The 26,151-nt window shown below is 51.1% G+C and carries 18 protein-coding genes, 2 tRNA genes and 1 rRNA gene; 14 read left to right on the top strand and 7 right to left on the bottom strand.

All coding sequences use genetic code 11. From position 1 onward, the window contains the following. The 4 genes from BMY11_RS27675 to BMY11_RS27660 form a co-directional block, all read left to right on the top strand. Positions 1-84 (top strand): 23S ribosomal RNA (locus BMY11_RS27675); the annotation flags it as partial. A gap of 81 nt (positions 85-165) precedes the next feature. Next, positions 166-241 (top strand) — tRNA-Thr (locus BMY11_RS27670). 7 nt (positions 242-248) lie between these two features. Further along, a tRNA-Gly gene (locus BMY11_RS27665) sits at positions 249-323 on the top strand. A gap of 195 nt (positions 324-518) precedes the next feature. After that, positions 519-2,624 (top strand): S-layer homology domain-containing protein, encoded by a 2,106-nt coding sequence (locus BMY11_RS27660; protein ID WP_090583556.1) that lies wholly within the window; start codon positions 519-521, stop codon positions 2,622-2,624. A gap of 36 nt (positions 2,625-2,660) precedes the next feature. On the opposite strand, the gene thpR is transcribed toward BMY11_RS27660, so the two are convergent. The 6 genes from thpR to BMY11_RS27630 form a co-directional block, all read right to left on the bottom strand. Continuing rightward, positions 2,661-3,263, bottom strand: coding sequence for an RNA 2',3'-cyclic phosphodiesterase (gene thpR / locus BMY11_RS27655; protein ID WP_090583554.1), 603 nt, complete (start codon positions 3,261-3,263; stop codon positions 2,661-2,663). Between the two features lie 129 nt (positions 3,264-3,392). Then, on the bottom strand, positions 3,393-4,070 hold the full coding sequence (locus BMY11_RS27650) for a hypothetical protein (protein ID WP_090583553.1): 678 nt from the start codon (positions 4,068-4,070) through the stop codon (positions 3,393-3,395). Continuing rightward, positions 4,054-4,923 (bottom strand): PilN domain-containing protein, encoded by an 870-nt coding sequence (locus tag BMY11_RS27645; protein WP_090583552.1) that lies wholly within the window; start codon positions 4,921-4,923, stop codon positions 4,054-4,056. Before BMY11_RS27645 ends, BMY11_RS27650 begins: the two co-directional genes overlap by 17 nt. After that, the gene (pilM, locus tag BMY11_RS27640) at positions 4,889-5,542 is read right to left on the bottom strand and encodes a type IV pilus biogenesis protein PilM (RefSeq protein ID WP_256217808.1); all 654 of its coding nucleotides are present in this window, start codon (positions 5,540-5,542) and stop codon (positions 4,889-4,891) included. Before pilM ends, BMY11_RS27645 begins: the two co-directional genes overlap by 35 nt. Before the next feature lie 32 nt (positions 5,543-5,574). After that, on the bottom strand, positions 5,575-5,988 hold the full coding sequence (locus tag BMY11_RS27635; protein WP_177182855.1) for a type IV pilus modification PilV family protein: 414 nt from the start codon (positions 5,986-5,988) through the stop codon (positions 5,575-5,577). A gap of 173 nt (positions 5,989-6,161) precedes the next feature. Further along, positions 6,162-8,807 (bottom strand): response regulator, encoded by a 2,646-nt coding sequence (locus BMY11_RS27630; RefSeq protein WP_090583550.1) that lies wholly within the window; start codon positions 8,805-8,807, stop codon positions 6,162-6,164. A gap of 317 nt (positions 8,808-9,124) precedes the next feature. On the opposite strand from BMY11_RS27630, the gene BMY11_RS27625 reads away from it, so the two are divergent. The 10 genes from BMY11_RS27625 (at position 9,125) to BMY11_RS27580 (ending at position 24,444) form a co-directional block, all read left to right on the top strand. Then, positions 9,125-9,415: a hypothetical protein gene (locus BMY11_RS27625; RefSeq protein WP_143069361.1), complete on the top strand. Its 291-nt coding sequence runs from the start codon at positions 9,125-9,127 to the stop codon at positions 9,413-9,415. A 305-nt stretch (positions 9,416-9,720) separates the two neighbouring features. Continuing rightward, positions 9,721-9,798, top strand: coding sequence for a potassium-transporting ATPase subunit F (locus tag BMY11_RS29825; RefSeq protein WP_090583574.1), 78 nt, complete (start codon positions 9,721-9,723; stop codon positions 9,796-9,798). Positions 9,799-9,828: 30 nt separating this feature from the next. Next, complete coding sequence (kdpA, locus tag BMY11_RS27615) at positions 9,829-11,502, top strand: potassium-transporting ATPase subunit KdpA (RefSeq protein WP_090583573.1); 1,674 nt, start codon at positions 9,829-9,831, stop codon at positions 11,500-11,502. A 65-nt stretch (positions 11,503-11,567) separates the two neighbouring features. Continuing rightward, a complete protein-coding gene (gene kdpB, locus BMY11_RS27610) occupies positions 11,568-13,610 on the top strand; it encodes a potassium-transporting ATPase subunit KdpB (RefSeq protein WP_090583548.1) in 2,043 nt (680 codons plus the stop codon). A 12-nt stretch (positions 13,611-13,622) separates the two neighbouring features. Further along, complete coding sequence (gene kdpC, locus BMY11_RS27605; RefSeq protein WP_256217806.1) at positions 13,623-14,192, top strand: potassium-transporting ATPase subunit KdpC; 570 nt, start codon at positions 13,623-13,625, stop codon at positions 14,190-14,192. A 71-nt stretch (positions 14,193-14,263) separates the two neighbouring features. Next, positions 14,264-16,594 carry a universal stress protein gene (locus BMY11_RS27600; protein WP_090583535.1) on the top strand — a complete coding sequence of 777 codons (2,331 nt, stop codon included), beginning with the start codon at positions 14,264-14,266 and terminating at the stop codon, positions 16,592-16,594. Positions 16,595-16,628: 34 nt separating this feature from the next. After that, the gene (locus BMY11_RS27595) at positions 16,629-18,272 is read left to right on the top strand and encodes an ATP-binding protein (RefSeq protein WP_256217805.1); all 1,644 of its coding nucleotides are present in this window, start codon (positions 16,629-16,631) and stop codon (positions 18,270-18,272) included. Next, complete coding sequence (locus BMY11_RS27590) at positions 18,269-18,973, top strand: response regulator (protein ID WP_090583531.1); 705 nt, start codon at positions 18,269-18,271, stop codon at positions 18,971-18,973. Before BMY11_RS27595 ends, BMY11_RS27590 begins: the two co-directional genes overlap by 4 nt. Positions 18,974-19,231: 258 nt before the next feature. Continuing rightward, positions 19,232-22,729: a S8 family serine peptidase gene (locus tag BMY11_RS27585; RefSeq protein WP_090583529.1), complete on the top strand. Its 3,498-nt coding sequence runs from the start codon at positions 19,232-19,234 to the stop codon at positions 22,727-22,729. Positions 22,730-22,749: 20 nt separating this feature from the next. Continuing rightward, positions 22,750-24,444 carry an S-layer homology domain-containing protein gene (locus BMY11_RS27580; RefSeq protein ID WP_090583527.1) on the top strand — a complete coding sequence of 565 codons (1,695 nt, stop codon included), beginning with the start codon at positions 22,750-22,752 and terminating at the stop codon, positions 24,442-24,444. 77 nt (positions 24,445-24,521) lie between these two features. On the opposite strand, the gene BMY11_RS27575 is transcribed toward BMY11_RS27580, so the two are convergent. Further along, positions 24,522-26,135, bottom strand: a complete 1,614-nt coding sequence (locus BMY11_RS27575) for a DUF3502 domain-containing protein (protein ID WP_090583525.1) — start codon at positions 26,133-26,135, stop codon at positions 24,522-24,524. Positions 26,136-26,151: the final 16 nt, after the last annotated feature.

Genomic DNA, 26,151 nt, shown 5'->3' with positions numbered 1-26,151 from the left:
AAGACGATCAGGTTGATAGGTTCGAGGTGGAAGCGCGGCAACGTGTGCAGCTGACGAATACTAATCGGTCGAGGGCTTATCCTAAATAAGTGAAATCAGCTAAAGTAAGAAACCTTCGCAAAGGTTCGTATCCAGTTTTCAGGGTGTTAATTACCTCAATACTATGCCGGTGTAGCTCAGTTGGTAGAGCAACTGACTTGTAATCAGTAGGTCGTGGGTTCGACTCCTATCGCCGGCACCATTTATATGCGGAAGTGGCTCAGCGGTAGAGCATCGCCTTGCCAAGGCGAGGGTCGCGGGTTCGATTCCCGTCTTCCGCTCCATATAAGTGCATATTACTTCAATTACAATCCTTGCTTAGGCAAGGATTTTTTGTTGCTTTCAGAACTAGGTCGTTAGTGGTATTATCTTGAAAAAAAGCATATAACCGACATTGTTCGACATAGTTTCATAGTGCTTCTGTGATAGAATGAGTGAGCCATTGTAACTAATATGTCGAGACGTGGAGGGTAAGTCGCATGAAAAGAAGGTTAATCGCATCAATTTCATTTGTATGGCTGTTCATACTCATTTTTTCATTTTCCGGGGCTGCTCACGCAGATGCAGAGAAGACGTTCAAGGACGTCGGTGATACCTACTGGGCGAAGGACGCTATCGATAGCATGACTGCGCTTGGTGTTGTTGGTGGTTATAAAGACAACACGTTCAAACCGAACAATCCGGTATCGCGCGAAGAGTTCGCTTCCCTGATTACACGAGCTTTTATGCTCGATGTTCCAGCTGCTAGTGAGCAAACATTTGCGGATGTATCGAAATCCCGTTGGTCCTATGGAGCGGTTGAGGCAGCTAAAGACTTTTTGACTGGTTATTATCCTCCTTCAGGTCGCGCGTTCTTTGATCCTACCGGTAAGGCGACACGCGAAGATGTTGCGGTAGCGCTTGTTAAGACATTGAACTATCAGCCCGATGAGCTCGAAAACTCTGATGTGCTGGACCGTTTCGGAGATGAAGAGAACATCTCACCTAACGTAAGAACTTATGTCGCTCTAGCAGTCGAGAAGAAGCTGATCAGCGGATACTCTGATGGAACGTTTATGCCGGACAAGCCGGTTACTCGCGCAGAATCTGCGGCGCTGTTGTATCGCGTCATCAAAGGCGCTGCGGGCGACTCACAAGCACAGCTGACATTGAATGTTGATGCACCAGAGACTATAACAACGTCAACTTTCTATATTAGCGGTGATGTGACGAAAGGTGCTAAGGTTTATCTGAACAACAAGGAAATTGAGGTTGTTCAAGGCCAGTTCCGCGTAGGAGTCCCACTGGACGCAGAAGGTGTATATACGTATACCGTAACTGCTCGCATGGCAGGCGGAAAAACGCAAACGGTTACGAAGACGGTGAAGTATGAAAAAGGTGCGCCTACTCTTGAAGTGAAGGGAGTACCTGAAACGACAGATAAACAAACGATCACAGTAACGTGGACTGTAAAGGATGAGAACGATAATTATCCGGTCGTGACGGTGAATGACGAGCGGACGTATGGAACATCCATGAACGTAGAGCTTGAAGAAGGCGATAATACGATCGAAGTGACAGCGACGAACAGCTTCGGCAAGGAAACAACCGTTACGAAGCATATTACTTTCCAAAGCGGCGGTCCAACCTTGAACGTGCTTAACGTACCGGCTACTACGGACAAATCAACGATCACGGTTAGCTGGACTGTTTCTGATAAGAATGATTCCTATCCAAAGGTTTACTTTAACGGCGATCAGGTCTATGGCACGAGCGTAACGGTTGACTTGGAGGAAGGGACAAATACGTTTACAATTAAGGCAGTCAACAGCTTAGGCAAGTCAACAGAAGTGACGAAGACTGTTGTTTTAATGAGCGGTGCACCTGTACTGACAGTTAACTCGCTGCCTGCAACGACGGACAAAGATTCCATAACAATTAGCTGGACTGTATCAGATAAGAATGATTCCTATCCGAAGGTGTTCGTTAATAACCAGCAGGTATACGGTTCGAGTGCGAACATTGATTTGTCGCCAGGATTGAATACGATTACGGTAAAGGCGACTAATAGCTCAGGTAAATCAAGTGAGGTTACGAGAACCATTACCTTCAATACAGGTGGACCGGTACTTAACGTCAATCCGATCTCGGTAACAACGACACAGAGCTCGATCTCGGTTTCGTGGAGTGTGACGGACACGAATGACAGCTATCCGAAAGTATTTATTAACGATCAACAAATGTATGGATCCAGCACTCGCATTGACTTGGAGCCTGGTACGAACACGCTGACGTTCAAAGCGACTAACAGCTTCGGCAAATCGGTCGAGGAGACGCATACGATTGTTTTTGAACCTAGCGCTCCTCGTTTGACGCTCGGGTATGCGCCGGAGACAACCTCATCGAGCCGCATTACACTTACTTGGACGGCAAGTGATGATAACGACAGCTACCCGAAGGTGTATGTGAATGATCAACTGGTTTATTCCAACTCGATGAATGTTGATTTGGTACCGGGTTTGAATACGTTCAAAATCGTAGCGAGTAACATTTATGGCAAGACAACGATTATTACGTACAACGTCACTTATACACCGCAGTCTTAATAAAAAGAGCGCAGACCTTAGTGGTCTGCGCTCTTTTTAAGTATATCTAACAACCGTTACAGCTTCGTACATCGGCTGCTCATGCATGTGAGTGGCATAGAGGACGATCGAGTCTGATAGCCATTGCAACGGCTTTCCTTCTGCTGAAGACGGTTCCTGGTGAAGTGTAAGCGTTGATGGAGAGAGAGGTACTTCGCTGTTATATTTACGTGCTAGAGTAAGATGAGGATGGTAAGGACGCTCTTCTGGCGCAAAGCCGAGCGGGCTAAGCTTAGAGACGACCTGCTCCTGCAAGAAGCGAAGTTGATTTACCTCGCCACCTATTGCACTCCACAGCACTGACGGGAAATTTGGACGACCGAATGTGCCGAGTGATTCTATGCAAATTTGAAACGGCGTTATTTCGGTGACAGCAGTACGTAAGCCATCGATAATATATGGTATTCGATCTGATCGTGTGTCTCCGAGAAATTGGAGTGTAATGTGCAAATCTTCGGGATAAACCCATTTGCGAAATTGAAATTGTGGTTGCTGCTGCAGAATGGAAGACCATGTAGATATCACTTGTTTGATTTCACTTGGTAAGGGAACGGCGACGAATAGCCGCATGGAGGATGCATGGTTATCTGGTTTGGACATGAATACTCTCCTCCAATTTTGTTTAATGGGAAACCTTGTTTATTATGGCAAGCAGTAGAAGCAGGTATACATGCTTTACAGTGAAAGAGCCGCGTTTACCAGCTATTCGGTGGTAGGCGCGGCTCTTGTTCAATCCGAGTAGGGCAAAATAACCTGCTTGACGAGCGGTTTATATGATGGATCGAAGTAGGCGGTGAATGTAATATTCGCCGAGATCGGTTTGTCAGCAGTGCTTGCTTTTACCGCATCGAAGGATTCCACGGTAACGAGCCGCGGCATGCGCTGGAGCTTCTCCACATAACGAAGTACATCTGCGTAACGCCCTTTGATAACGGCTGAAACTTTAAGCTTCTTCACACTGGGTCCAAGCGAAGCCGATCCGGTGCTATCGGTGGTGGCGGTACCGTCTGAGCTAGTACTGTCGCTAGTGCCATCTAGGGTCGCGCTGTCTGTGTTACCGGCGGTTTGTTCTCCTAATGTATCGGCATTAAAGGTCGCTGTAATGGTTGCGGTGCCTGTCTCTTGCTCAATCCGCTGCAAATCGAGCAATAACTGCTCGGTGTTATCCCAGAGGGGCAGCGCGTTCTGTACACTAGCTTCGGAGTATGCCTTATTCGCTTGCTTATTCTCAGAGACCTTCTTGCCAAGCAGCTCGGCCTGGCTGGTGAGACGTTCGATTTCTGCTTGTTGCTCTGAATCGCTGCCTGAAGAAGGCTTAATCAAAAAAGTGTAAGCCGCGAATAGGAGAAGAAAGAGCAGCGCGATGAGAAGCACGGCGAGCGAACGGTTCTTATTTAGCTGTTCCATCGGTCTCCTCCTCCTTCGGCATCTGCTGCTTCAACTTAATGGAGAATGTAGCCGTATATGGCTTGTTTACGGCAACTCCTCCATTGCCTGTAGATGTAGCGACGATCTCGCTGCGGGACATCGTTTGCAGGGCAGCATCTTCAGCAAAGGACATGCGGTGCAAATCAAACAAGTAACGAGACAAATCAGCTAGCTTCAGGAAGCTAGTGCTGAGAGCGATTTGACCTTGCTCGGAATAGCTGATCGTTCGGTTAACTGCTCCAGCGGGCAATTTCTGATCAAGCTCACGTGCGATAGCCACAACGTTCCGCTGCTTGCTCTTGATCGCTTTAATCTCTCTTAGTGGGTTCGACTGGCTACCTGCTGCTCCGGAGATGAGTTCATTCTCCAGCAGCGCGATCTGATCGTTCAGCGATTGTACTCGTGCGGTTTGAATCGCTTCTTCAGATCGATTATTCAGATAAGAATAGCTGGACAATGCCGTCAGAAGCAGCCAGATGATAATCGCAACGACTATTGTTGCCGGGAATCTCTTGGATTCGCTCGTTGCGCGGCGAGGCAGCAGGTTAATCGTAAAGCTCGGATTACGTGGCAAAGCAAGACCGGCCGGCAGTAAGTAAGCGCCTTGTCTGCCTGCGAAGATATTCGGCTCGAATGCATGGAAGGCTGTATCGTTCATGTCAATGTCCGGATGGGTTTCACGCAGAGCAGCGATGAGACTTTGTTTGACGATTGGGGCGCCAGCTACAATCGCTTTCGTAATCCGCGAGGCTCCCTCGTGGAGTCCGAACTGATAGAAGTTAAGAATCCGGGAAATTTCAGCGGTTAGTTCGCCAACCTGGAACTGGCTCAACTGACCAGACTCGTGGCTGCCAAGCTCCCAGTGAGATGGTGCGCATAAAGATCGGGCTGCCCTCATGGAACATGAAGATCTCCATGGCCATATCGCCGAGATGGATGACCATCGTTTCGCTCGTCTTCTCCGCCTGCTGCGTAAATAACGATTTGGCGAGCGCGGCTGCGGGAAAGGAGACCATTTTGACACGAAGACGGGCTTCTTGAAGCAGCTCGACCGCAGAGCGAATCAATTTGAGCGGAGCAGCGAAAATAAGAACATGCGTGCTTTCCTCGTCCTTGCTCATGATCAAATAATCGTAAACCGGCTCCTCAAAAGGCAGATGAAGCGTCGTTTCGACTTCCAGTTCGATGAGATACCGAAGCTCCTTGGTGTTCGTTGAAGGAATGCGCATTTTGCGTACGATAATTTGCGAGGTTGGTACAGCTAGCGTAACAGATGCGCCGGTAAGCTTCTCCTTATGCACCCATTTTTTAAAAGATCCACGAATCCCTGCTGCATTCGCTAGCTGATCATCCACGATGATGCCGTCTGGAAAGGCGAGAAATCCTGAACGGTCGATCGTCCAAGCTTTCTTCTTGCGCAAGCTGGCATAGCGGATGCCAGTCTCATCGATGGTTAAGCCAATGGTTTTGGAGCCTGTTAGATTCAGCTGATGGCGACGCGATAAGGCACGCCGTTTATTTTCGGGTTCAAAATATAGACGAATGTTCCCGGATCCGCAACAAGCGCGGCATAATCCGTACAGAAGCTGCTCCCTGACGGGCACCCGTCCGAATTAATGACTTTGCGCTTCTCCCCGATACCAAGCGGCTGTCCGATCTTGAAATAGGTATTCATCTCATCGAAGTCAGTCTGCTTCTGCATGTAAAACAGCGTATTGCGCGCCAGATTGATCATAACGGTCTTGTTCTGATTTCCTTTGGCATATGTGAGCGCATGGACAAAAAAAGCCGTCATCGCAAGTCCAGCAATAGCAATGACGACGAGGCAAGTTAATATTTCGACCAGGGTAAATCCGGCCTCGTTCGAAGGCTCAGCCCTTTCAGTTGCTGCTCGCATGACAATCACAATTCCCTTCGGTACATACATGTGCTATGTCTAACTATTCGACATAAAGGGCTTAAATCCCTCTATTTTACTAGTTCTAAAGTTACAGGTTCTAAAGACCTATTAATGTGATAAAGCGCCGTCATTCAAAAGGCATTCATGCCCCCGAATACGGCGCTTTACGACTAGGTATGCGCAGGTTCCTTCGTTTTATAGTTCTGAATGAGACGCTGCAAAATGCTGAACAGCTGAATAGGATCGAACGGCTTCGTAATATACGCATTCATGCCGGCGTCAAGCACTTGCTCCTTGACGCCTTTCATGGCATCGGCGGTCATCGCAATAATTGGTGTATCTTTGCCTTGCGCTAATCCTCGAATCGCCTGAGTCGCCTCAAAGCCGTCCATGACAGGCATCTGCAGATCCATTAGAATGGCGTCATAATGCTCACGCTTTGCCCAAACGACTGCTTCCTGCCCGTTCTCCGCGACATCGACGTGAATGCCCATCTCACGCAAAATTTCTTTGGCTACGAGCTGATTAATCTCGTTGTCCTCTACAAGCAGCACGCGAGTACCGCGCAGGGCGGTGTATTTGTCCGATTGCTTGGTATGCTGCGACGACTGATGCTTCGTCTGGAAATGCTGCCTGAACAGATTGACCATCTCGTTGTACAGCTGAGACTGGCTGATCGGATAGTGCAGCACCTTCTCGACTGCCTGCGATTGCTCCACCTGCAGTAAGCCAGGCTCGTGATATGCGCTGATCAGTACGATCACTTGGAGCGGCGCAGCAAACGCAAGCTTGATCCGTTCCGCGAGCTGCAAGGCAACGGTATGCTGCAGCATCCAGTCGACAATGACAAGGTCATAGCGGCCGCTGCGCGCGATATGCTCGAACGCATCCTCCTCGGATACCGCTGTGCCGACGACGCACTGAAACTGCTCCAGCTGCTTCTTCAGCACCTGCTGCATCTCGATATTGTCACAGACAAGCAGCACACGCAGATACTTCAGTTTAACGTCATCCACCTCTTGCAAAGCGAGCGCTCTGCCATTGCTGTGGCCAAACTGTGCGGTGAAGGAGAAGCAGCTGCCTTCGCCAAGCTCGCTCTGCACCTCGATGAAGCCGCCCATCAGCTCGACGAGGTTTTTGCTGATGACAAGGCCAAGCCCGGTTCCACCGTATTTGCGCGTTGTTGACATGTCGGCTTGCGTGAACTGACGGAACAGCTTGTCCTGCTGCTCACGCGAAATGCCGATGCCCGTATCCCGAACCGCAAAGGCGAGTGTAACACCGTACTTATCTTGACGCAGCATCTCTACCTCGAACGTCACTTCACCCTCTTCCGTAAATTTAACTGCATTATTAGACAGGTTGAGCAATATTTGATTGAGTCTAAAAGGATCTCCTACAAGTATCTGCGGCACGTCAGGATGAATCGAGAAGTGGAGCTTCAGCCCCTTGTCGAATGCTTTAATGCTGACCAAATTCGAGATTTGGTTCAGCACCTCGTACAGGTCAAACTCAATCTGCTCCATGACGACTTTGTTCGCTTCGATCTTAGAGAAATCGAGCACATCATTAATGAGCGTAATGAGATTCTTTGCAGATATGATCGTGTTGTCCACATAGCCTTTCTGCTGCTCAGTTAGCACGGTCTGTTGAAGCAGATAGCTGAGTCCAATGACAGCGTTCATCGGCGTACGGATCTCGTGGCTCATGTTGGCGAGGAACTCACTCTTCGCACGATTCGCCGTATCCGCTGTTTCCTTTGCTTCCTCAAGCATCGTGTTCTTGTTCTCAAGCTCCGTCGTCCGCTCCTCAACAAGTACCTCCAGATGCTCCTTGTAGTGATGCAGCGCCTCTTCGGCTTGCTTCCGCTCGGTGATATCCATCCCAGCCCTCAGCGTACCGATCATCTGTCCAGCTTCGTCGCGAACGATGGTGTTGTTCCAGGAAATAAACCTTTTCTTACCGGATATTGTCGATATCGCGCCTTCATTCTCGTCAAAAGTAAACAAGGCATTACTGAACCAATTCTGTCCAAGCAATTCTTTCTCCGAGCTTTCCAGCAAGAGACAGCCCTCTCGGTTAATCCGTGTAATCCGACCGTCCGGGTCGTATGCGACGATGATGACCTCGACGATATCGAGATATTGCTGCGCCTTCTCCTTCTCAAGCGACAGATCGCGGTTAGCCCGGCGGCGAATGGAACGATTCACGAGGAAGAAGATGGCGCCAGTTATGAGTGCAATCAAGCTGATTAGAATGACCATCTTTTGGCTTAGCGATTGTTGATTCGCTGATTTCTCAACGTCGCGCTGCGTCCCACTCAAGTTGTAGTCGACCCATTTGTTGAGCGCTGCATCCGCTTGCTGGCGCGTCGGCGACAGTTGGGCGAGCAGGGCGAGGCCGGTGTCATGCTCTCCTGACAAAGCGGCTTCGACGATAAGCAATCCCGTCTTGAAATACGAATCCGTGAACTTGCCAACGTTCAGATAGATCGCTGTTTCTACATCGGAATTATTCAAGTAAGAATAAACTAACAAATCCGTTTTGAACTGGTCTTGCTCTTTGCGGATCGACTCAGCGAGCTGTTCTTGCACCGCTTTATCGCCCGTGATCAGGATTTTGTGCAGATCCACGCGTACTTGCGTGAATTCGTCCTTCAAAATAGTGATTTTCGCAATGCTAGGCATCCAATTCGTTTCGACTTTATGTATTGTTCTCCGAAGATCATTCGTTTGATAGACGGAAATCGCAATGACAGAAGCGAGCAGGGCGAAAATCGTTGTGAAAATCGCAGTCATCTTCGTACGGTTAGACATTGCGGCGCACTCCTTAAGTTGTCGGGGATTATCGATTTTAGAGATACCTCTCTAGCATACGCTCTACTTTCATTTGCTGTCTATAGATAAGAAAGTTATAGAGAGGCCGAAGAGACAGCGATATTCTTTATCGTTTTTTAACACCGGAACTCCCTTTCTTTACCCCGTTTTTACAGCAAATCATATTAACATTTGGCAATACCGTTCGAGCATAGGGGAGTGGAAGAGTGCAAGCATGCAAAATTACAGCTATTGAGCTATACCGATTTGATAGGGAGCTTAGCGAGAGAAGATTCCATGGAGAGGATAGGGGATGTATGTTTGGTTTGTTCACGATTACGGCGAGTAATGGGACATGCGGCTGTAGCGAATTCGCAGTCCCGTGCAGCGCAGTGAGAGGGGACTTTGTCCAGTGGGCTATCGTCTTTCAGAGGCTGAAGGGAATGACCGCCGAGGAAGGTATGGCATTCATTCATCACAAGCAGGAGACGTGGGGAGACGATCGCGTCTGGCTCGCCGAATCGGCTTTAATCCATATGGAGCATCGCGGTATTGGTTGGGACAGAGCTTATTTGTTCGACCATAGCCAGGCGTATGTCGCGTTTTGAAGCAATTTTTATACTTTTTTTACACGTAGCCTCTAGTTTCTTTACCCCGTATTTACAGCGAACCGGTATAAGATTTGGCTATACCAGCGAGGGAGAATAGGAAGTGGTTTCGGGTGATGGCAGATCCGTAGATGGACTGTTTACTTCATGCATGTTGCCATATGTGAAAATGAGCACGATATAGAGTTGGGGTTGAAAGAGTATGGCTAATGATGTCACGATGGTGCTTATATTCATTGCGGCATTTGCGATTTTTTGGGGATTCATGAAGTTCTGCGAGAAGGCTTAAGGAGGTTAAGAGCGAGATGACCGTAGTTGGAATCATTGCGGCCTTATTACTGATATATCTAGGGTTTGTACTAGTCAAACCGGAAAAATTCTAAAACGTATAGCGGAGGATTCGACATATGGGGATGGGATTTATTCAAGTAGCCCTGACGCTTATCATCATTATATTGTTGGTTAAGCCGGTGGGCCGATATTTGGTTAGCGTGTTTGGGAGAGAGAAAACGTGGCTGGACCGGGTATTCGGTCTGCCAGAACGAATGCTGTATCGTGTAATGGGCATTCGCGAAGATGAAACGATGGGCTGGAAAAAGTATATTGGAGCCGTTCTGCTGAGCAACTTTGTCATGCTGATCCTGATGTATCTTGTGCTAAGGTTCCAAGGCCATCTGCCCCTCAATCCGGACGGGATTGGCAATATGGGCGCGGCGCAAGCCTTCAATACGGCCGCATCCTTCATCACCAATACAAACTGGCAGTCGTATTCAGGTGAAAATGGTTTATCGTATTTATCTCAAATGCTGTCAGTTACCTTCCCGATGTTCACTTCGGCGGCAACCGGCTTTGCGGTCGCGATTGCATTCATTCGCGGATTAGTCGGCCGTCAGGACAACCTTGGGAATTTCTATGTCGATCTCATTCGCAGCCTGACGCGGATCTTTCTGCCGCTCAGTTTCCTAGTTGCTCTGTTCCTTGTGTTCCAAGGCATTCCACAGACGTTCCAAGGTGCCGTGAATGTGACCACACTAGAAGGGGCGCAGCAAACGATAACAAGAGGTCTTGTCGCTTCACTTGAATCGATCAAGCATATCGGAACGAACGGCGGAGGCTGGTTTGGCACGAACTCGGCACATCCGTTTGAGAATCCAACACCGCTCGCCAACATGGTTCACATCATATGTATGATGCTGCTGCCTACTGCTCTTGTTTATGCGTTTGGAATAATGGTCAAAAACAAGAAGCAAGGCTGGGCTGTATTTGCGGCTATGGGCTTAATCTTCCTTGTTATGCTCTCCGTTGTATTTGTATCGGAGTACCGTGGAGTACCGGCGCTAGATGCGGCAGGTCTGCATGGCAATATGGAAGGTAAGGAAGTCCGGTTCGGTATGTCGGAGTCTACATTGTTTACGGCGGTGACCACTGCTGCTACAACCGGGTCTGTGAACAACATGCATGAATCGTTAACACCTATGGGCGGCTTCGTTGCATTGGCGGAAATGATGCTGAACAACGTGTACGGCGGCAAAGGCGTCGGACTCCTTAATGGGTTATTGTATCTCATCTTATCCGTATTTATTTGCGGATTGATGGTTGGACGTACGCCTGAATTTCTCGGCAAGAAGATTGAGGGGAAAGAAGTGAAGCTGGCCGCTATTGCGCTGCTGATTCATCCTTTCATTATCCTTGCGCCTACCGCTCTGGCGTTAGCGACACCGGGAGCGACTGCCTCCATTAGCAACGGCGGTACGCATGGTTTATCCGAAGTGCTCTATGCCTTCACATCCGGTGCTGCGAACAACGGTTCCGCGTTCGGTGGACTGAATGCAAATACGGACTTCTATAATATCGGCATTGGCCTTGTAATGCTGTTCGGAAGATACATCTCGATCATTGCGTTGATTGCGATTGCCGGTTCACTTGCAGTGAAACGGGTTGTGCCTGTAACGACTGGGACGCTGCGTACGAATACGCCGCTGTTTACAGGCATTCTAATTATGATCATTCTCGTCATCGGAGCGCTCACGTTCTTCCCGGCGCTTGCACTCGGACCGATTGCCGAGCATCTGGCGATGCCGAAATAAACCAAGTCGAAGCTAAGGAAGCCGTTTTGCTAAAGCAAAGCCCCTGAGGACTGAGGAGGATCAAGATGTCTACACGTAAAAAAAAATTAATAACGAAAGAAATTGCCTCACAGGCAGTTATAGATGCATTTAAGAAGCTGAATCCGGCAGTCATGATCAAGAATCCGGTCATGTTTATCGTAGAGGTTGGTACGGTAATCACCTTGCTGTTGTCCATCGCGCCGGACTTGTTCGGCACGGACCAAGTTGGTCGGGGATATGACATTGCTGTTTTCTTCATCCTTCTCTTTACGGTGCTGTTTGGAAACTTCGCTGAAGCGGTGGCGGAAGGACGCGGCAAGGCGCAAGCGGATACGCTTCGGCGCACGAAGTCGGAAACGATGGCGAACGTATTGAACAAGGACGGCTCCATCAAGCAAGTTCCTTCAACGCAGCTGAAGAAGGGCGACATCGTCCGTGTAGATGCTGGAGAGCTGATTCCGACGGACGGTGAAATTATTGAAGGGCTTGCTTCCATTGACGAATCCGCCATTACAGGCGAATCCGCTCCTGTTATCAAGGAAGCCGGGGGAGATTTCTCCTCCGTAACCGGCGGGATGAGAGTCGCTTCTGACTATATTATTATGAAAGTGATGACTGATCCCGGCGAGTCGTTCTTGGATCGGATGATATCACTCGTTGAAGGCGCTAAACGGCAGAAGACGCCGAATGAAATTGCGCTCACAACATTGCTCGCCGTGCTGACGATGATCTTCATCATTGTCATTGTCACCATGGTACCGATGGCCAGCTACTTAAACGTCCAATTGGACATCGCAACGCTAATTGCCTTGCTCGTTTGTTTGATTCCGACAACGATCGGAGCGCTGCTGTCCGCGATCGGCATCGCAGGGATGGACCGGGTTACGCAATATAATGTGCTGGCCATGTCAGGGAAGGCCGTCGAAGCAGCGGGCGATATTGATACGCTTATTCTGGATAAGACAGGTACAATAACTTATGGTAATCGGATGGCATCCGAATTTATTCCGGTAAAAGGCGTATCCGCTCAGGAAGCAACGATGCTCGCGCTGCAGTCCTCTGTTAAGGACGAGACGCCGGAAGGCCGCTCAATCGTTGAGCTTGCAAGCAAGCAAGGCGCATGGTGGGATGAGAAAGAATATGCGTCGGCTGAGATCGTTGAGTTTACGGCTGAAACTCGAATGTCCGGATTAGATATGGCAAACGGCTTGCAGATTCGCAAAGGAGCGGTCGATGCCATCAAGAAATATGTATCCGCTAGAGGCGGCTCCATTCCGAGCGATTTGGAAGAAATCACGAATCGCATTGCAAGAGCTGGTGGCACACCGCTGGCAGCTGCGACCGGCAACCGGATCTTAGGCGTTATCTACTTGAAGGATACGGTGAAGCCGGGGCTTAAGGAGCGTTTCGCCGAAATGCGCGCGATGGGCATTAAGACAATCATGTGTACCGGAGATAATCCGCTAACCGCAGCGACGATTGCGCTGGAAGCGGGAGTCGACGACTTCATCGCTGAGGCGAAGCCTGAGGACAAGATTGCTGCGATCAAGAAGGAGCAGCAGGAGGGCAAGCTTGTGGCGATGACCGGCGACGGAACAAACGATGCGCCGGCTCTGGCACAAGCCGATGTTGGACTTGCGATGAACTCGGGTACGATGGCAGCGAAAGAGGCAGCGAATATGATCGATCTGGACTCGGATCCAACCAAATTGTTATCTGTCGTTTCCATCGGCAAGCAGCTGCTCATTACACGCGGCGCGTTGACAACCTTCTCGATTGCGAACGATATCGCCAAATATTTCGCCATTATTCCGGCGATGTTTATACTAGCCATGCCTCAGCTGCAGGCGATGAACATTATGCATCTAGCCTCGCCGAAGTCGGCCATCCTATCTGCACTGATTTTCAATGCGATTATTATCCCTCTGCTCATTCCGATTGCGATGAGGGGCGTTAAGTACCGTGCATCAACGGCCGACAGCCTGCTTACCCGCAATGTGCTTCTGTACGGAGTCGGCGGAGTGCTCGTGCCGTTCGTCGGAATTAAATTGATTGACCTTATCCTCCATGGGCTCAGTCTGGTATAGGAAGGGGAACGAATGTCTATGAAATCAACACTAACCGCTATTCGGGTGTCCGTTGTGCTAATGCTGATATGCGGATTGCTATACCCGCTTGTTACGACCGGCGCTGCCGGCGTGCTGTTTCCAAAGCAGGCGAAGGGAAGTCTCGCCCAAGTAAACGGGACGGCAGTCGGTTCAGAGCTAATTGCGCAGGACTTCCAGTCGCCGAAGCTGTTCCATCCGAGAGCCTCGAATGCAAAGTATGATCCGACTGCTTCTGCTGGCTCTAACATGATGATCGCCAGCCCGGAATATGTGAAAGAGATGAAAGAGAAAATTGACGCGCTACGTAAAGAAAATCCGAATTTGACTGATATTCCGGCGGACCTCGTTACCGTGTCTGGCTCCGGCTTCGATCCGGACCTATCGCCAGAAGCAGCGATGGCGCAAGTGCCGCGAATCAGCAAGGCGACAGGCATTAGCGAGCAGCAATTGAACGAGCTGGTCGATTCCAGCACCAAGAGCAGGCAGCTTGGCGTGTTCGGCGAGCCGCGCGTGAACGTGCTGGAAATCAATATGGAGCTAATGAAACAATTGAAACTGTAATGATGCGGCCGCCTCCATGTTAATGGGGGTGGCTTTCGCGGTTTATTCTCATGGGAGAGGAGCTGGGGACATTGGACAGCTTTAAACGAAAAACACCGGAGGAAATTCTGTTATCGATTTCGAAGCTTCATCGAGGCACGCTGAAGGTATATATCGGTCCAGTGAGCGGATCGGGCAAGACCTATCATATGCTGCGCGAAGGGCAGGCGCTGCGGCAGCAAGGGGTTGATGTTGTCATCTGCGCGGTGTCCACACTGCAAAGACCCGAGACCGTGGAGCAGCTTGGTGATCTGGAGCGGGTACCAAGCATTCACTGGTTCCAGGATGGCGTGGAACAGAAGGATCTGAACCTTGATTCATTGCTGGAGCGTAATCCGGAGGTTGTTCTTGTTGATGCGCTGGCGCATCAGAATCGGCCGGACGCCAGATTCGAGACGCGGCTTGAAGATATCCAGTTTCTGCTCGCTCATCATATTAGCGTCATGACAACTGTAAATGTGTATGAGCTGGAGGGTTATACGGAGCTTGCGCACAAGCTGACCGGGATTGAGCCGGAGTGCACGCTTCCTGCAGATACGCTGGAGCTGGCGGATGAGGTGCGTCTCATCGACGTGACACCGGAGACGATCTTGAACCGGCTGGCGGAGGGGCATCTTCGCGGCAATAAGGATGGGGCTGTATTCATGCGCGGCAATCTTGGCGTGCTGCGCGAGCTGGCGCTGCGGCTTGTGGCGGAGGATGTGCATGTGTCGCTGAACGAGCATCGCGAAGAGATGGGGCTGCTCGGTCCGTCCGGCTCAGCGGAGCGTATTCTTGTAACGACGCAATATCATTGGAACGGCTCAATTTATGTGAGGCGAGGGCAGCAGATTGCAAAACGGCTAAATGGTGATTTACTTGTCGTAACCTATCGTGACTTCAAACGGTCGCTTTCGAAGGAAGAATCGGCTTTTCGCAGAAGTATGGTGAAGCTCGTGGAGAAGGTTGGGGGCGGGTTCGAGGAGCTGCCTTTTCCTGGCCGTAGGCGAATTCCTCATACGTTGGTGAAGTATGCTGTGCAGCACCATGTCACCCGAATGGTAATGGGGCATTCCAAACAGACGAGATGGCAGGAGCTGTGGCAAGGGTCTGTCGTTAATAAGGTGCTGAGCGTGACACGAAATATGGACGTGTTCCTCGTTGCCAATTCTGCCGCGCAAGAGGGCAGGCGTGTACTGCCTGTGCAGTTGTCCTCCTCGAAGAAGGATAAGCAGCAATACCGCCGCCTGAGCTCGGCAGAAGTGGAGGAGCGCACCCGCCATATGCGGTGCGGCAAGTTCAAGGTTTATATCGGCGCAGCGCCTGGCGTCGGCAAGACGTATATGATGCTTCGCGATGGAAACGATCTCTTGAAGAAGGGCATCGACGTTCGGATCGGACTGCTCGAGACGCATAACCGGCAGGAAACAGGGGAGCAGATGGGGAGCTTGCCGCACATTGCACGGCAGCGGATCGACTATCAAGGGGTTCAGCTTGAGGAGATGGATACGGAGGCGATCATTCGGAGCGCTCCGGAAGTCGTACTCGTCGATGAGCTTGCGCATACGAATGTACCAGGAAGCAAGAACAAGAAAAGATATGAGGATGTACTGGACATTCTCGAAGCAGGGATATCCGTTATCACGACCGTGAATGTGCAGCATTTGGAGAGCTTGAACGATGCCGTGGAGCAAATGACAGGGATTCGGGTTCGCGAGACGGTGCCGGATCATATTCTTCAGCTTGCCGATGAGGTGCAGCTGATTGACGTAGCGCCCGAAGCACTGCAAAGACGGATGCGGGAAGGCAAAATCTATGCGATGACAAAGGTCGATCAAGCGCTGAGCAACTTCTTCAAGACAGGCAATCTCATTGCGCTGCGTGAGCTTGCGCTTCGCGAAATCGCTGATGATGTCGACGAACGGCTGGAATCGGTGGAGCGGACCAGCTCGCTGCGCGGCCCGTGGCGACGGCAAGAGGTGATCTTTATAGGCGTGAACAGCACGCCGCATGCCGAACGGCTGATTCGGCGCGGATTTCGCATGGCCTACAGGCTGAAGGCGGCGTGGTATGTGAACTATGTGCAATGTGAAGCGGATATGTCCGCTGAGATGAAGCAGCGAATTGAAGCACTTGAGAAGCTTACCGTGCGATTAGGCGGCAAATTTATCGTTCATCAGACGCTGGGCGGAGCTAGACAGATCGCGCAGGTGCTGGCGGCTCGGGCGGAGGAGCTCGGTGCGACACAGCTTGTTATTGGCGCCTCAAAGCAGACGCTATGGGAGCGGCTCGCACAAGGCTCGGTCGTGAATAGGCTGATTCGGCGGACGCGACATATGGATGTGCTGATCGTAGCTGATTTTGATTCGTTTGTCGCTCTATAATAGAATGGATGGTATAGCTGGGGTGTGGGATGTGATGAGAATGGAAGCAGCGCGAGCAAAAGGTCATGGAGCGCATGGCGTGCTGCCATGGATGCCGTATGCGGTTGTTACGGTTGTCGTTGTGCTGCTTACTGCGATGCTGCATGCGGTGGGGCTCGGTTATGACCGAGTCAATATTGTGTTGCTGTACTTGTTTCCGGTGCTGTTCAGCGCCGTTTATTGGGGAATCGGGCCTTCATTCTATACGGCAGCCATAAGCGTCATGGCGTTCGATTTCTTCTTCGTGCCGCCCTTCTTCAGCTTCTCTGTGGATGATTTGCGGTACTTATTCTCTTTCTTCGTTTATTTAGCGGTTGCGGCACTGACCGCGACGCTCGCGGCGAGACTGAAGCAGCAGCTTCGTTACGCAAGGCAGCGCGAAGCGCATACGGCATCGCTGTATACGCTCAGCCGGCAGATGACGGCGATATCGGATTTGCAGACGCTGCTAGAGAATGTGTGCAAGCAAGTGTCGGTGACGCTGGATGCAGCGCAGGTGGCGATCTATCTGCCTGGCGGCAGTGGGGAGCGGGAGCTGCACTTGACGGCGACCTCTTCGAGTACATCCGAATGGGGGAGCGGGGAGTCCGAGATGGTCATCGCGCGATGGGTGTTTGGGCATGGCGAGATGGCAGGCAAAGGCTCCGGCACATTGCGGGAATATTCAGGGCTGTATGTACCTCTTCGTACCGAGGAGCGGATGTATGGCGTGCTTGCAGTCTTAGGACAGAACGAGCAGGAAGCGATATTCACAGCGGAAAATAAAAGATTGCTTGAGGCGTTCGGCAGCCTGACGGCTACCGCGATCGCCCGCGTGAAGCTTGGCGAGGAAGCGAAGCTAGCGCATTTGACTGCGGAGTCGGAGCGGCTGCGGACCGCTCTGCTCGACTCGGTGTCGCATGAGCTGCGCACGCCGCTTGCCACGATCATTGGCTCCGCGACGGGGCTCATTGAAGGGGAGCAGATCTTTAGCTCCGCAGATCGGCTAGAGCTGCTGGCTACGATTCGCGAAGGCTCGCTGCGGATGAATCGGCTCGTGACGAATCTGCTCGGCATGGTGAAGCTGGAGAGCGGCATGCTGCGTCTGCGCTCGAGCCTTTGCGATATTGAAGATATGCTCGGCGTTGTGCTGGCGCAAGTGAAGGGCTATCAGCAGCAGCGGCATATTCTTGTTCATCTGCCGGAGCGCGTGCCTTATTTTGCCGGGGACGAGGTGCTGCTTGAGCAGGTGCTTGTGAATGTGTTAAGCAATGCAATTAAATACTCGCCTGATGGCAGCGAGATCGTGGTTGCGGTGCATGAGGATGCGGCGTGCCAGCAGGTAATCATTAATGTGGCTGATGAGGGGTCTGGTATCGCGGAGGGCGAGCGGGAGCTGATATTCGAGAAATTCTACCGCGGCAGTGCGACGAGTCATGTGACCGGAACGGGGCTCGGGCTTGCGATCTGCAAAGGTATTGTGGAAGCGCATGGTGGCACGATTACCGCCGCGGAACCGAGTCAAGCGAACGGTCGAGGCGCTGTTATTCGCATCGCTCTTCCGATAGGGGATCGGCAGACGATTCATTATGTAACGGCTGAAGAAGTAGAAGAAGAAGAAGAAGAAGAAGGAGGAGGAGGAGGCGGTGAACGCGTATGACAGCGGCAGGCGGAAGCGGAGCGCGCATCTTAGTCATTGATGACGAACCGCAAATTGTGAAGCTGCTTCGGGTGACGCTGCAGGCGCATCACTTCGAGGTGCATGAAGCGGTGAATGGGGAGACAGGCGTCTATCAGGCGAGCATCGTTCATCCTGATCTTATTGTGCTGGATCTGGGGCTGCCGGATATATCCGGCATGGACGTGCTGCGGCGGGTGCGTGAATGGTCGCGTGTTCCGATCATCGTGCTGACGGCGAAGGAGCGGGAAGACGACAAAATCGCAGCGCTCGACAGCGGCGCGGACGATTACATGACGAAGCCGTTCGGTATGGGCGAGCTACTCGCCCGCATTCGCGTGGCGCTTCGGCATGTGGCTAGCTCGGCGAATGAGCCGATTCTTCAGTTCGGCGGTTTAAAGCTCGATTTGGCGCAGCGGCTCGTCGAGCTGGATGGTAATCGGGTCAAGCTGACACCTACCGAGTACGACCTGCTCAAGGTGCTCGCATCAAACGCTGGCAAAGTGATGACCCAGCGTCAGCTGCTCCAGCAGGTATGGGGCGGCCATCATCATGAATCCGACAGCCACTACCTGCGCATCTACATTGGTCATCTCCGCAAGAAGCTGGAGGAGGATCCGACGCGGCCGAAGTTTATCGAGACGGAGCCGGGGATTGGGTATCGGTTTATGCTGCAGGACTAGGACGCGGGACGTGACATAGTAACCTTGATTGGTTCGACACCATTCAAGGTTTTTTGTGCTGCATGCAGGATTTGAGAGATAAGTTTAATTTTTTAGCGAAACTTTACCGGAAAGCTATAGAAGAAGCTGTGGGAAAATGCTATGTTATCTGCACTAGCAACTAGAGACTTTTACAACCGCATATGGGCAGGACAAGCAGCGCCTCTGACATCATGGTCTTCATCACGGAATTCTTTGTTAATTTTAAAGAATGAGGAGATGGAAGTATTGAAGAAGACGTTGAAACAAGCGGCAACTCTCGCCTTGACCGCTGCGCTCACACTTGCCTTGACGCCGCTGCATGGCACGGCCAGCGCAGCAAGCACATTAGGCGCTGTGGGGAACAAGCACATCGCCGCACAGCTGCATCCGAAGCTGCAATCACAGTCCTTGTCTAGCCAAGCTTTAAAGCCTGCCTTTATTTCTCCGAAATTGAATTTATCCTCAAGTGCAACAGTGAAAGTCATCGTTCAGCTGAGCGCACAGCCGACCTCCGTCGGACGGTTCGCTGCAAGCCAAGGTAATCGCGCATTTACCGCAGAATCGACCGAATCCTCCATTAGTACACAACAGTCAACAGTTCTTAACGCCGCAAGAGCGAAAGGCATTAACCTCACCGTCAATTATCAGTTCAACACGGTGCTGAACGGCATGGAAGTGTCGATTCCAGCGAACAAAATTTCCGCGCTTGCTCAAATTCCAGGTGTTGTTTCCGTCTATGAAAACCGTACTTATCACGCCATTCCTGATCTTGAAGCTGATGCTAGCAATCCGCTCAATTTCGAGATCGACCCGATTGCTCAAGTCGGTGTGGATCAAGCATGGGCGATGGGCTATACCGGCAGCGGGATGAAGGTTGGCGTTATCGATACCGGTGTCGATTACTTGCATCCGGATTTGGCTAGGAACTATGTAGGTGGGCATGACTCTTATTTCAATGATGATGATCCGTACGAAGAAGGGCCAACCGATGATCATGCTGGAACCAGCCACGGTACTCACGTATCGGGCACAATTGCCGGCAGCGCCTCTAATCCGACATCCGACATTGTACAGAAGGGGATTGCCTACAAGTCAGAGCTCCATGTTTATAAGGTGCTTGGCTATGATCCGGCGACAGGCCAAGCTTCCGGCTCCTCCGCTCAAGTCATCGACGGTATCGAGCATGCCGTGAAGGACGGCATGGACGTTATCAACTTATCGCTTGGCTCCGACTCCGATAAAGATCCTAACTCTCCAGATGCAATCGCAATCAATAATGCGGTACTCGCAGGTGTAACAGCTGTTATTGCCAACGGGAATGCAGCCGCTGATGGCCACTACTACTACTCCATGGGCTCGCCCGCATCTTCGCAGCTCGCCATTTCGGTTGGAGCTGTCACCAGCACCGAGAAGCATTACACAGCAACCGTAACAAGTTCATTTGACTCCGAGCTTTCGTATCCTTTGCATGTAATGGGCTGGTCCGTCGGCCAAGACAGTAAGTTTGCCGACTTAATCGGATCAGAGCCGATTGAAGGCGTATATGTTGGCATCGGTAAAGAGTCTGATTTTGAAGGCAAAGACTTAACAGGTAAGATTGCCTTTATCTCTCGAGGAGACCTTGCTTTCGTAGATAAAATCGCAAATGCGAAGCATGCAGGCGCGAAAGCGGCTGTTATCTTCAATGGCGTTTCTATTGGCACGGGTGAAAGTGCGATTCCGGATTTATCCGACTCCATCCCTGGCAGAGACGGAGCAATTGATGTCTATCTCGGCGATAGCTATGACTTCATACCGAGCTTTGACATGGAAGGACAAGCTGGGCGAGCGCTGGCTAGAGCAGTAGAAGCTAATCCAGAGACTCAGCTGACTTTTACATTCGGTCCCGACTATCCGCAGACAGTCATTCCGGGCGATCATATGGCAGACTTCTCGTCTCGCGGCCCAGCATCCGATGGCAGCTTTGGCATTAAGCCGGACGTTGTAGCGCCAGGCGTCAACATTATGTCGACATGGCCAGCGTACAAGAAATTTGATCCGACAGCTTCTTATGACCAAGCCTACAACCGAATTTCTGGTACTTCGATGGCAACACCGCATGTCGCGGGTCTTGCGTTGCTTATTAAGCAGGCGCATCCGAATTGGACGCCTTTCGATATTCGTGCAGCACTGGCGAATACCGCTGATGAAATTTTGGATGAGAATGGCGTGCGATATGATGTCTACTCGCAGGGGGCGGGACGTGCCAATGTCGTGAATGCGATTCAGACGGATGCGCTGCTGCAGACGATTGATCCGCTTACGATTTTGGATAAAAACCTGCAGCCGCAGCAAGTGACGAATTATAACGACAATGCGAGCTTCGGGCTTATGGCGCCAGGGGAGGATGCGAAGCTGGAGTTCCTGCAACTGAAAAATACGGGCGACACTGAAGTCACATATACAGCCTCTATCGTGATGCATCCAAACGTTACTTCTGATCCGTCCAATCCCACTGCAACTCCGAATGTCGACGATATTCAGAGACAATTCCTCCTGCTGGATAACGGCACGATCACGGCAGAAGGACACTCTGTAGAACAATTTGCACTGCAGGTTAAACCAACTGCTACGGCAGCTCCGGGCGTCTATGAAGGGGAGGTTCGCCTTGAAAGTGACGGTAACCCGACGCTTCATATTCCGTTCTCGGTTCATGTTGGTACGGAGCAGGAAGCTACAGGCTTTGGCATTCAAAATTTGCAATTATCGAATACGATTATCTCGCCAGACGGTGACGAAGTGGAAGACTCGACAGACCTTTCCTTTGATTTGACTGCCACTGATGTGAACTATATGGAAATCAATGTGTACGGCCTTGATGATCAATACATCGGGAACATAAGCGTTCTTGGTGAATTAGATGGCAACGGTAATCTCAAGCCAATTGCTCCGGGTACCAAGATGATCACGATTGACGGCAGCTATACGGATGATAATGTGGATGGCGATGGCAATCCTGTTGTGAAGCATCTAACCCCTGGGACATACAAGATCGAGGTACTGGCGGCGGGACTTGACAGCAATTTTGATCTAACAACTGAACTTTATTCCGCTTATAAACCGTTCGCTGTCTCCGATCCACTCGTTGACCAAATCGTACAGCAAGCGAAGGATCACTTTGTGCCGAGTATTACGAATACCTCGCTACTCGGTGTGGCTGTTCTTACACTGCCAAATACACCAGGAATTGTATATCAAGTAACAGGCTCGGATAACCAAGATTACATCAGCGCTTCCGGTATTCTGGAGTCCTTAGAGGGTATCCCGGCAGATGGCAGTATAACGGTTAATCTGACTGTTCGTATCTCTTCCAGCAACAATCCATCGATGGCGGCTAGTGTGACCGTCCCTGTGCAGTTGTTCCCTCCGGCCGAAAGGCCGCTTATTGTACAAGCTGGAACACTTACGAAATCGAGCGGGCTAGTTGCCAGCGTTGATGTTGCTAAGAATCCGAGCGGCAATATTGTGGAAAGCAGCGCATTTGTCGTCTTCCAGCTCATGAAGGGTGACAGTCCGGTCAGCATGATTGCCATCTCGAAGAGCGAGCCAGGCACGAGCCATCTCACTGCACAATTCCAAGTCTCCGGTGCGCAATATTGGGTGAAGGTGTTTGTGGTGGATGAAGTTGATAATTCGAGCAGCAATGTACCTGTCTTTTTGAGCAATACGTTAGAGCTGCATCAGCAGGAAGGCTAAGGAGAGCGAGGTAGAGATACTTGAGAAAGAAACTGATCGCTTTAATAGCGGGCGCAGCGCTTCTTACTAGCGCTGCCCCCCTTTCGGCACAATCACTTCCTAATGTCATACCGGCACCTGTCGACCCTCAATTGACTTTAGTGGATATTACGAATAAGCATGTCGGCGAGTCGATTACAATCGCGGGCACTTCAAGCTATGCGGACGTAGTGGTCAAGATTATCGCACCTGATGATACGGTTCTATACTTGGATGATCTGGCGGTTACGAATGCTCGCTTCTCTAAGGCAATCACGTTGTTAAGCTCAGCAGCGCTCGGAACCTATACCGTTGTTGTGGGGCAAGGAACCGACGTGGCGACGGATCAGTTTAAGGTCCTTGCTAATACCGGCGGTAGCGGAGCCGGAGGCGGTGGAGGTGGCGGTGGAGGTGGCGGTACAAGCGGCGGCACGAGCGGTGAAACTGGCGGCTCTGGAAGTACAGAGCAGCCAGGTTCTGCAATTACCTCAATTCCTGGCGTCATCAACCAGGGCCAAGCTCAAGTGCTGATCTCGCCGGAGAGTAAGGTCGATGGGAACACGGTTACCGTTACGATCGAAGATAAGGATCTGACAGACGCGATTACGGGCGCAGGTCAGTCTCCGGTTGCTATCGTGATCTCGAAGTCAACAACAGAGGGGCAGCAAGCTCAATTTATGCTTTCGCCTTCTCAGCTACAGGCGCTTCAAGGTGCGAATGAAGCGACTACGATTGTCGTCAGCACACAAGGAGCATCACTCGCTCTTCCTGTTTCGGTATTAAAACAGGTCCCGGCTGGATCAAGTCTCAAGATCGTCTTGAAAGAAGCTAGTGAGTCGAACTCCACGTTTATGATTGCAGATGCAGGGATAACGGTCATCGGGACGCCTGTCTCCTTCGAAGTGTTCGTTGTCACTGGCTCACAATCTGTTCCGATCACTTTGCAAGGTCAGGATTTCGTTAAACGCTCCTTCATCGTCAGCGGGGACTTGAACCCGGCCTCCGCAGGAGTGCTGTACTTGGAAAATGGTGAGGTCGAGCCTGTACCCGCGACATTCACGCACAATTCAGACGGCACGTATACAGTAGTCGTGAACCGGCCGGGCTTCTCTGTTTACGCAGCCGCATCTCACAAGGTGGCATTCAATGATATCGGCACCTCGTATGCGAACAATCAGATTCAGACGCTTGCAAGCAAGTTTTTGCTGAATGGCACTTCCGCGACAAGCTTTTCACCGAAGAAGCATGTCACGCGAGCAGAATTCGCAGCGATGCTCGTTCGTGCGCTTGGCCTTACGCCAACCGGGCAAGCTCCGTTCCACGATGTACCGTCGACGGCTTGGTATGCGAAAGATGTGGCAGCGGTCCAAGAAGCTGGGCTTGTGAACGGCTATGGAGATGGTAGCTTCCATCCGAACGCCGATATCTCCCGCCAAGAGCTGGCGGTGATCCTGTCCAAGGTGCTGAAGCTGCTCGATGTCACTGGCATTGAAGGGCCGAAGCATGTCACCTACGGTGACGCACAGAGCTTCGCCGGTTTTGCCGAGGCGAGCATCCTGGCCGTTACCGAAAGTGGCTTAATGAAAGGCCAAATCGTAGCGGGGCAGCAAATGTTTAACCCAAGTGGGGCAACGACACGTGAAGCGGCGGCGATGGTGCTGTATGCGCTCCTACAGAAAGCGCACTTAATCAACTAAACGAAACGAACGAAAGAAGCTCCTATACGAAGGATACATTCCTCGTACAGGAGCTTCTTTCTTTTACAATTGCCCGTTTACTTGCTAGCCTTCCAATCATTAATTTGCTTCTGCATTTCCGCAATAATCTTATCCGCACCAGCGGACTTCATCTTCGATAGAAACTCGTTATACTTCTCCTCTGAAGTGACGCCGAGGCTGATCGCACGCGAGTATTCATCCCATACCGCTGTTGCTTTCGCGATCTCCCCTTTGACTGGTTCAGCGTCGAAGGTGAAGCCGAGCAGCTTGGAAGGCAGCGCATCAGCGTTCACTTTCTTCGTCTGATCCCAAACATCAGCAGGCATCCCTTTCTCAACGTTAGCGAGGAAGTTCGATGCGAACATCCATGGTACCTGCGGATTATAGCCTTGCTGGTTGTCGCCTGGAATCATTAAGCCGTCAGAGTCGATTTTGTAATGCTCGTCTTTAATGCCGAAGTTGAGCAGATTGTACAGATCTTTGTCTGTATTGAGCAGCTCAAGCAGCATCATCGCCCGTTCCGGATTTTTGGAGTTGCGGTTGATCGCCATCATTGTTGCCGTAATACCGCCAGTCGTTAAGTGGGCCGTGCCTGCCGGAACTTCAGCGTAAGGCTCGCCGCCGAGAGCAGAGTCGAGGTTCGCACCGCCTGGTTTGAAGGCGCCGCCGATGTTGAAGATGAACTTGCCTGCTTTACCGTCGGTCCAATCGTCGGTTTTCTTGGAGAGACGTTCTTTGGAATTCATATAGCCCTTCGCATTCCAGTCGCGCAGTGTAGCAAGGAACGTCTTGAAGCCGTCCGATTCGAACTGATTCACAACGGTGAGCGAATCATCGTTGAAAGCGACGACGCCAGGGACATTAATGCCGACGATCGCTTCGACGTTGAAGAAGTCCGGGTCGATGCCGACAACTGGAAACTTCTGCGGATTGTCCTTCTTCACCGCTTGAATGAATGGCTCGAGCAGGTTCAGCGTATCCGGACCGATTTTGGCGCTAATGGCATTCATATCGAGGCCGTACTTGTCGATAAGCGACTGTGGTACGGCGACAGCAGGCGTACGCGCGGAGATTTGCTGGTTCACGAAGCCGTAGATTTGACCTTTAATCTTCGTGGCATCCCAGAAGGATGCAGGCATCGAAGCAGAGGTTTGCGGCGCATATTTGGCAAGCAGGTCGTCGAGAGGGAGGAAAGCTCCCTTCGCTACATTCTGCGTGTAGTTGTTAATCCAGCCTGCTGTGAAGGTGATGTCATAAGGCTCGCCGGAAGCAATAACAACTTGCATCTTCTGGTCATAATCGCCGAACGGAATCGCTTTGAAATCGACTGTTGCATTGATCTTCGATTTGATGACCTTGTTCACTTCAGCGAATACCTTATCCTGCTCCGGTTGAGGCCAGTTTCCCGGGAAATACCAAGTCAGCTTCACTTCAGGGAGATCAGCCGATGTATTCGTCTCTGTAGCTGAATTATCTGCTGCCGCGTTGTTGGATGTATCCGTACTCGTGTTAGCCGTCCCTCCTGAGTCATTCTTCGCTGCATTGCCCGATGTGCCCGCATTATTATTGTTGTTTGAATTGCTGCCGCATGCTGCCGCGAGCATGCTGAAGACGAGCAGAATGATCGTACAGACAAGGCCAAGCTTTGACATTCGGACTGCTCTTTGCATCGTGAATCCTCCCTTT

It is taken from the genome of Paenibacillus sp. OV219 (assembly GCF_900110075.1).
In the GTDB taxonomy this organism is placed as follows: Bacteria; Bacillota; Bacilli; order Paenibacillales; family Paenibacillaceae; genus Paenibacillus_Z.
The sequence above is the reverse complement of the archived record's forward strand: the minus strand, read 5'-3'. Positions and strand labels throughout refer to the sequence as shown.